The 6,530-nt window shown below is 75.0% G+C and carries 4 protein-coding genes; 3 read left to right on the top strand and 1 reads right to left on the bottom strand.

Translation table 11 applies throughout. The features are described 5' to 3' along the window. Positions 1-291 precede the first annotated feature (291 nt). Positions 292-1,329 carry a LacI family DNA-binding transcriptional regulator gene (locus ACFVFQ_RS23645; protein ID WP_383419244.1) on the bottom strand — a complete coding sequence of 346 codons (1,038 nt, stop codon included), beginning with the start codon at positions 1,327-1,329 and terminating at the stop codon, positions 292-294. Positions 1,330-1,536: 207 nt separating this feature from the next. Between ACFVFQ_RS23645 and ACFVFQ_RS23640 the strand changes: the two genes are divergently transcribed. From ACFVFQ_RS23640 to ACFVFQ_RS23630, 3 genes are all read left to right on the top strand, one after another. Continuing rightward, entirely contained in the window at positions 1,537-2,493 is a 957-nt protein-coding gene (locus tag ACFVFQ_RS23640; protein WP_383419242.1) for an ROK family protein, read from the top strand. A gap of 438 nt (positions 2,494-2,931) precedes the next feature. Then, complete coding sequence (locus ACFVFQ_RS23635) at positions 2,932-4,932, top strand: serine/threonine-protein kinase (RefSeq protein ID WP_383419240.1); 2,001 nt, start codon at positions 2,932-2,934, stop codon at positions 4,930-4,932. Between the two features lie 353 nt (positions 4,933-5,285). Then, positions 5,286-6,320 carry an NUDIX domain-containing protein gene (locus ACFVFQ_RS23630; protein WP_383419238.1) on the top strand — a complete coding sequence of 345 codons (1,035 nt, stop codon included), beginning with the start codon at positions 5,286-5,288 and terminating at the stop codon, positions 6,318-6,320. Positions 6,321-6,530: the final 210 nt, after the last annotated feature.

Below are 6,530 nucleotides of genomic sequence, written 5' to 3'. Positions count from 1 at the left end.
GCCGTAGGCGGAAAGGCAGTACCCCGCATGGCGGGAGAGCCAACAACGTGGGCGGCCCGACAACGAGGCGCCCCCGCCCCACACACCCCTCCGCCGTAGGCGGAAAGGCAGTACCCCGCATGGCGGGAGAGCCAACAACGTGGGCGGCCCGACAACGAGGCGCCCCCGCCCCACACACCCCTCCGCCGAAGGCGAAAAAGACAGCAACCCGCACGGCGGGAAAGCCAACAACGTGGGAGGCCCGCCAAGCGCAGCGGACCCGCACGGCGGGAGAGCCAACCACGTGGGAAGTCACCCCGTGGGCGGAATCTCACCGGACCCACGGGCGATCAAGCGCGTAGGGATCTCCAGTCGCTGAACCGGCTCCGCCGCTCCGTCGAGGCGGCGGAAGAGCAAGCCGGCGGCGGTGCGGCCGAGTTGGGCGGAGTCCTGGGCGACGACGGTGATCGCGGGGTGGACCAGGTCGGCCAGTTCGAAGTCGTCGAAGCCGACCAGGGCGACCGGGCGCGGGTGCGCGCGCAGCACGCGGACGGCGGTGACGGTGACGCGGTTGTTGCCGGCGAAGAGGGCGGTGACCGGTTCCGGCGCGGACAGTACGGACGCGGTCGCGGCCCGGACACGGTCCGGGGCGGTGGAGCCGAGCGAGACCCAGGAGTCGTCGATCGGCAGCCCGGCCTCGGCCATCGCGGTGCGGTAGCCGCGCAGCCGTTCCTTGGCGGTGTGGATGCGCGGCTGGTCGCCGATGAAGCCGATCCGGCGGTGGCCGTGCGCGATGAGGTGGGCGACCGCGGCCCGGGCGCCGCCGAAGTTGTCGGAGAGGACCACGTCGGCGTCGATCCGGCCGGCCGGGCGGTCGACGAAGACGGTCGCGACGCCGGCGGCTATCTCCGGCTCCAGGTAACGGTGGTCGTCGCCGGCCGGGATGACGACCAGCCCGTCCACCCGGCGGGCGCACAACGCCAGCGCCAACTCCCGTTCGCGCGCCGGGTCTTCGGCGCTGGAGCCGTTGAACAGCAGGGCCCCGTGGCCGCGTGCGACCTCCTCGACGGCGCGGCTGAGCGGCCCGTAGAACGGGTCGGCCAGGTCTTCGAGGACCAGGCCGATGCTGGCCGTCCGGCCCTTGCGGAGGATGCGGGCGGAGTCGTTGCGGCGGAAGCCGAGGGCGGTGATCGCCTCCTGGACGCGGCGCTCGGTGTCCGGGGTGACGCCGGCTTCGCCGTTGACGACCCGGGAGACGGTCTTCAGGCCGACCCCGGCGCGCGCCGCGACGTCCTTCATCGTGGGGCGGGTGCCGTAGCGATGGGAGGTGCCGCGGGCGGGATCGATCACGGGTACGGTCCTGTCTGCCGGTAGACGGGGCGGGGCGGTAACCAGGCGCGGGGGTGCGCGACCGGGCAGCCGGGAGGGGCGTGCGGAGCTGCCGCCGTGTGGCGACGAGCATAGCCCCTAGACAACGTTGTCAATTGCCGGAAGACTGGCGCTCTCACGCCGGGCCGGTACCCCGGCCCCCGGGCCCACCAGGAGAATTCGACACCGATGCAGACGGACCTCAGCGCAGCGTTGGACATCGGCGGCACCAAGATCGCCGGCGCCCTGGTGGACGCGCACGGCAGAATCCTCGTCCGGGCCGCCCGGCCGACCCCCGCGGACCAGGACGGGGCCACCGTGATGCGCGCGGTGGCCGGGGTCGTCCGGGAGTTGGCCGCGGGCCCGGAGTGGGCGCGGGTGGCGACCGTCGGCATCGGCAGCGCCGGCCCGGTGAACGCCGCGGCCGGGACCGTCAGCCCGGTCAACATCCCCGGCTGGCGCGACTTCCCGCTGGTCGCCGGGGTGCGGGCGCTGGTCGGCGGGCTGCCGGTGGTGCTGGTCGGCGACGGTGTCGCGATGACCGCCGCCGAGCACTGGCAGGGCGCCGCGCGGGGTCACGACAACGCGCTGTGCATGGTGGTCTCCACCGGGGTGGGCGGCGGACTCGTCCTCAACGGGCGCCTGCACCCCGGCCCTTCGGGCAATGCGGGGCACATCGGTCACATCAGCGTGGATCTGGACGGGGACCCGTGCCCCTGCGGGGCGCGCGGTTGCGTGGAGCGGATCGCCAGCGGCCCCAACATCGCCCGCCGCGCACTGGCCAACGGCTGGCGGCCGGGCCCCGACGGGGACGACAGCGCCGCCGCGGTCGCCGCCGCGGCCCGCGCCGGCGACCGGGTGGCGCTCCGCTCCTTCGAACGGGCCGGCCAGGCGCTGGCCGCCGGCATCGCCGCCACCGCCACCCTCGTCGAGATCGACATAGCGGTCATCGGCGGCGGCGTCGCGGGCGCCGGCGACGTCCTGTTCGCCCCGCTGCGCGCCGCTCTGCGCGAGTACGCGACGCTCTCCTTCGTCTCCGGACTCACCGTGGTCCCCGCCCAGATAGGAACCGACGCGGGCGTCGTCGGCGCCGCCGCGGCAGCCGCCCAGCGAACCAGCCTCGCGGCGTTCGCGCCTGCGTCGTAGCGCCCGACGGCGGCCTGGCGCCGCTCCACCGGCCAGGCGGGCGGCCGGAGTTCGACTGCTGGTGCCGGGGTGCCCCAGGCGGGAGCCCACTGCCACACGGGAGTTTGGCGACCGTGCGGGCCCTGACCCATCGGACAGACCCTAGGGTCTGTCCGATGGGTCAGGGCCGGGGCCGTGACGCCTGGCACGGCACCTCGCGGCGTTGCCGAAACGTCCCAATAGCTCCGCTATCAGGCCGCTCCGGCGCCTTGCGATGCACCGCACCAGACGCCCCGGCCTACCCGACCCTGACCCATCGGACAGACCCTAGGGGGCGCGGTGGTGACCCGCTGGCCCGTAGTCTGGTGGGGGCCGCTCGGGGCCGTGGCGCAGGCGTCGGCATCCGGGGCGTATGGGCCGTGGTGGGGCACGTGGACGCGGAGCGAGGGGATCGGCACGGTGACTTCGGGGGAGCAGCACGAGCAGCACGGGGCGGATGGCGCACAGGGGGCCGGGCCGGCGGGTGGGGTGCCGCGGTCGGCTGCCCGTAGTGGGCCGAAGCGCGGCGTCGACGACGATCTGACCGGGCGGGTGCTCGGCGGCCGTTACCGCGTCACCGGCCGGATCGGTCGCGGCGGCATGGGCGTGGTCTGCCGGGCCGAGGACCAGGTCCTGGGCCGCGAGGTCGCGCTCAAGGTGCTGCGGGCCTACACGGACGCCTCCGGCCCCGAACTCGCCGATCTGCGGACCCGGATGCAGCGCGAGGCGCGGGCCGCCGCCCGCATCCGGCACGCCGGGGTGGTGACCGTCCACGACGTCATCGAGGAGGGCGGCCGCCCGGTCATCGTCATGGAGCTGGTGGACGGGCCGTCGTTGGACGACGCCATCGGCGAGCGCGGTCCGGTGGAGCCCCGTGAGGTCGCCCGTATTGGCGCCGAGGTGATGGACGCGTTGGACGCCGCCCATCAGGTCGGCGTGCTGCACCGCGATGTCAAGCCCGGCAACGTCCTGTTGGAGGGGTGGGGGCGCCCCGGTGGCGGCCGGGCGGTGCTCACCGACTTCGGCATCGCCAGCATCGAGGCCCCCGGCGACGGCGCCACCACCAACCTCACCCGCAGCGGCGAACTGGTCGGCTCGCTCGACTACTTGCCGCCCGAGCGGGCCCAGGGCATGGACCCCACCCCGGCCTCGGACATCTGGTCGCTGGGCATGACGCTGTACGCGGCGGTCGAGGGCGGTGGCGCGCCGTTCCGCCGCACGTCGGTGTTCTCGACGCTCACCGCGATCGTCAGCGAACCGCTGCCCGAGCCGCAGCGCGCCGGCCCGCTCTCGCCCGTCCTGCACGCGCTGATGGCCAAGAGCCCGGCCGACCGCCCGTCCGCAGCGCAGGCCCGCGAGATGCTCCGGGCGGTGGCGGAGGGCCGCGACCCGGGAGTGGCGCTGCCGCCCGTTCCGCAATCGGGCACGCCCTACGCGCCCACCGCCACGGACGCGACGGCCGGGGTCGGCCCGCTGCCCCGTCCCGCGGGTGCGGGTGCGCCGCCGCCCGGCTGGCTCGGCGGGCCGGGTGCGCAGGGCGGCCCGACCGCATCGCCGGCCGGCCCGTACGCGTCGTCCGGCCACGCTGCTGACGGGGCGTCGGCCGGTTCCTCGACGGCCGCCACCGGCCCGCACCCGTATCCGGCGGGCCCGGGCAGCGAGACCGCGCGGGTGCCGGTCCGCCGGCGCCGGCGCGCGCTGCTGGCGGTGGCCGCCACCCTGGCCGTACTGGCCGCCGGCGGCGGGATCACCTACGCCCTGATCGGTGGCGGCGGCTCCGGAGGCCGGGACGCCGCCGACGGGCGACGGCCGGCGGCCCCGGCCGCCCCGCCGTCGACGGGCGGGTCGAGCGTCTCGTCCGGCAAGGGCGACGCCGGCGACGGCGCGACCGCCAGCGCCTCCCCGCCCGGCTCGGCGAACGCGTCCCCGAGCGGTTCGCCCGGAAGCCCCAACTCCGGTGCCCAGGGCGGCCAGACCGGTGGGGCGGCCGCCGGCGGCAACCAGGGTGGCACGCACGGCGGCGCCTCGGGCGGGGCGAACGGCGGCGCGTCCGGCGGCGCGCACGGCGGCACGACCAACGGCGGCACCGGGGCCGCGGCCGGCGGGGCCAGCGCCGGCACCGGGGCACCGTCCCAGCCGCCGTCCTGCACCGACGCCGGCGGCGGCAAGACCAACTGCGCCGTGTGGCGCGCCGCGACGTCGTACACCGCCTCCTTCCAGCAGGTCGGCCACGTCAACGCGGGCACCAACTACTTCTACTGTCAGGCCAAGTTGGGCCGCCGCGAGACGTACGGGAAGTGGACCAACGTCTGGTGGGCCAAGACCGATGACGACAACGGCAACGCGGGCGTCTACGTCAGCGTGGTGTACCTGACCGGCGGCGCGAACGACCAACCGGTGCCCGGGCTGCGGGTCTGCTGAGGGGCGGTGCCGGCCCCGGGATTCTGGATCCCGGACGTTCACGGGCTCCACGAGGCGCGCACGCCCATAGGACGCGCCCCGACTCCCCTCCCGCCCATGGGACTCCGGCATATGCGACGTACCGACCCGCCGACGGCCGGTCGGACGCGGTCCCAGGGCGGGGGTTTCGGTGCTGGAGGGGCGGGGGAGCGCTTGTTTGCCGGGGCTTCGCGGCGGGGGAGACGAACGGGCGTCCTCGTGCGGTGTGTTCCTCCAGCGGTGTTCCCGGCCCCGCGCGCGGCCCGTGGTCCCGAGCGTTTCCGTGGCAGGGTGTTGCGGGCAACTCAACCTGGGTCTAGGGAAGAGGGGAAACCGTGATCGTCTGGCTGAACGGCACGTTCGGTGCGGGCAAGACCACTGCGGCTCATGAACTGCTCGACCTGCTTCCCGGAAGCACGCTCTACGCCCCCGAACTCCTCGGCAGCGGGCTGCGGTTGATGCTGCCCGCCAAGCGGTTCGAGCAGGTCGACGACTACCAGGACCTGCCGTCCTGGCGGCGGCTGGTCGTGGACACCGCGGCCGCGCTGCTCACCGAGGTGCCGGGCCCGTTGGTCACGCCGATGACGCTGCTGCGCCAGGAGTACCGCGACGAGATCTTCGGCTCCCTCGCCGCCCGCCGGATACCGGTCCTCCACGTTCTGCTTCATGCGGAGGAAACGATCCTGCGCGAGCGGATAGCGCACCGCGAGGAGACCGCCGACGACCCGGAGGGCAACGCCGCCGTCCGCCGCTGGAGCCTGGCGCACCTCGGGCCCTACGCGCAGGCCCTGGACTGGCTCAAGAACGACGCGCACGTCGTGGACACCACGGCGCTGACGCCGCGTCAGACCGCCGAGCGGGTCGCCGAGGCCGTCCGCACCGGCGCCGGCGCCTGCGAGATCGTGCAGACCCCCGAGCCGAGCGCGGAGACCCTCGCCGCCGGGGTGCTGCTCTTCGACGACCAGGACCGCGTGCTGCTCGTCGACCCGACGTACAAGCCCGGCTGGGAGTTCCCCGGCGGCATCGTGGAACCCGGCGAGGCCCCCGCCCACGCCGGCATCCGCGAGGTCGCCGAGGAACTCGGCATCCAACTCCCGTGCGCGCCACGCCTCCTGGTCCTGGACTGGGAGGCCCCCAAGCCCCCCGGCTTCGGCGGCCTCCGCCTCCTCTTCGACGGCGGCACCCTCACCGACGACCGCATCCAGGAACTCCGCCTCCCCGGCGCCGAACTCCGCGACTGGCGCTTCGTCACGGAGTCCGAGGCCGAGACGATGCTGCCACCGGTCCGCCTAAAACGCCTCCGCTGGGCGCTGCGGGCGCGGGAGCGGGGGTGTCCTTTGCACCTTGAGGCCGGGGTTCCCGTGGGGTGAGCCCCACGTTGTTGGCTCTCCCGCCGCGCGGGTTGCTGTCTTTGCGCCTTGCGGCGCTGGCTTGTTGTCTGCGTTTCCGCTGCGCGGGGCGGGGCGGTTTGTGTCCGCTGCGCGGGGCTGTTGGGTGCGGTGACGGTCCTCCGGGGTGGGGGTGGCAGTATACGGTGGTTGACCCGTGCCGCCCCATCCCCAGCGGCGCGCCCTCGGTCA

The organism is Streptomyces sp. NPDC057743 (assembly GCF_042798755.1).
Lineage (GTDB): Bacteria > Actinomycetota > Actinomycetes > Streptomycetales > Streptomycetaceae > Streptomyces.
This window is presented reverse-complemented; position numbering and strand designations above follow the sequence as displayed.

Excerpts from the sequence above, each read along its gene's own strand:
- ACFVFQ_RS23640 (WP_383419242.1), top strand. The coding sequence starts at position 1,537 with ATGCAGACGGACCTCAGCGCAGCGTTGGACATCGGCGGCACCAAGATC.